Origin of the sequence: Segatella cerevisiae (assembly GCF_024054555.1) — a bacterium.
GTDB classification, from domain to species: Bacteria; Bacteroidota; Bacteroidia; order Bacteroidales; family Bacteroidaceae; genus Prevotella; species Prevotella cerevisiae.
Window position 1 is genome coordinate 1 of sequence record NZ_JAMXLY010000103.1, and the last position, 1,598, is coordinate 1,598.

General features: G+C 44.4%; 1 protein-coding gene. It reads left to right on the forward strand.

The window, feature by feature from the left end; translation table 11 throughout:
• Window positions 1-125 precede the first annotated feature (125 nt).
• Window positions 126-1,562: an IS4 family transposase gene (locus tag NG821_RS12485; protein WP_252761985.1), complete on the forward strand. Its 1,437-nt coding sequence runs from the start codon at window positions 126-128 to the stop codon at window positions 1,560-1,562.
• The last annotated feature ends 36 nt before the right edge of the window (window positions 1,563-1,598 follow it).

Here is a 1,598-nt window from a genome sequence, read left to right on the forward strand (position 1 = left end):
ACTCAAGTTTCGGAAGTAAAAAGAATTGATTTATTTAACAAATAAAAGTGAGTTTGAGTGCCCTTGTTACAGGGAAATTTTGTATATTTGTATTGATAAAATAAACAGACAAAACGCTCAAACTCATGAACAAAGATACGAAAATACTTTCAGAAATCGGCAAATATTTCTCAAAAGATGGTAAAAAAAGCCCGATGTCAGTCATCCTCCAGATGATGCATAATGTAAAGTTTAATGAACGCGTCCTTTTCAAGGACCGTATTATCAGGCCGAATTGCCGGTTCACTCCCATGGCTGTTCTCCAGTGCCTGCTGCTGTTCCCGTTCTTTGGTATCAGGAATCCGTCACAGTATACAGGAACTTCCCTGGCGGGCCTGTTTGGCGGGCATCGTGATATTTTCTATGAGTTTATGAAGGACGAAACCATTGACTGGCGGAGGATCATGGCGAAGCTCAGCACTCAGATATGGAATCTCATCACGGTCCGTTCAGACCATAAAAACCAAAAGTTGCCGACAGTCCTGATCTTTGATGACACGGATATTATCAAGAGAAGCTGGCAGACGGAACTGGTCAGCAAGATCTATTCCCATGTAGACCACAATTATCATCCCGGTTATAAGGCCCTGTTTGCTTGCATATCAGATGGTATCAGCCAGCTGCTGCTTGATCTTTCACTTACCCGAGAAAGTAAGGGCAGTGACTTTGGCCTGACAAAAAGCGTGGCTGCCCGGCAGCACCATTCTTCAGACAAGGAGAAAACACAGGCTGCCGGACGCAGGGAAGAGAGCTGCGAATCCAAGATAGACCTGATGAAAGACATGACGGGGCGTGTTGTCAAAGCCGGGATTCACTTTGACTACGTACTGAATGACAGTTGGTTTACCTGCACTGACCTTGTAAGATATGTCCGTAGGATACATAATGGTTGTGAATACCTTGGAATGATCAAGATGTCAAAACGCCATTACGCCTGTCGTGGAAAACTGTATACGGCGAAGACTCTGGCAGAGATGCTGTGGAAGAAGAACAGGCACAGCCATCACAGGAAGTACGGCTATTCCTTTATCTATGCGAACGTGATGATGGATGACCAGAGGGTCCGCCTCTTCCTGACAAGGAAAAGCAAGCGTTCCGAATGGAGAGGATATCTGACTACCAATCTGAAATTATCCTTTGAAGATGCCTTTAAAATCTACTCTATGAGATGGGGCATAGAGGTCGTCAATAAGGAGGAGAAATCCCTGCTCTATATGGATAAATGCCAGTCCTGGTATTTTGCGGCACAGATAGCCCATGTTACGATCACTTCTCTACAATACGATTTTCTCTCGCTTGCCAGAAGGTTCTCTGACTATGAAACGATCGGAGGACTGTTCAGGGGAACTGCCGATGATGTCCGCGAACTCTCCGTTACCGAGAAAGCATGGGGACTGATCATGAGTATCGTTGAGACTGCAGATGAAGAGTTCGGATTTGATGACGGAATCATGTACAAAATTATCTACAAGGCTGATAAGATGAACCGGTTTGTAAACTTCTACGAAAAAATCGCAGTATAGCAGGTTGTTGATAATTCTTACTTCCGAAACTTGAGT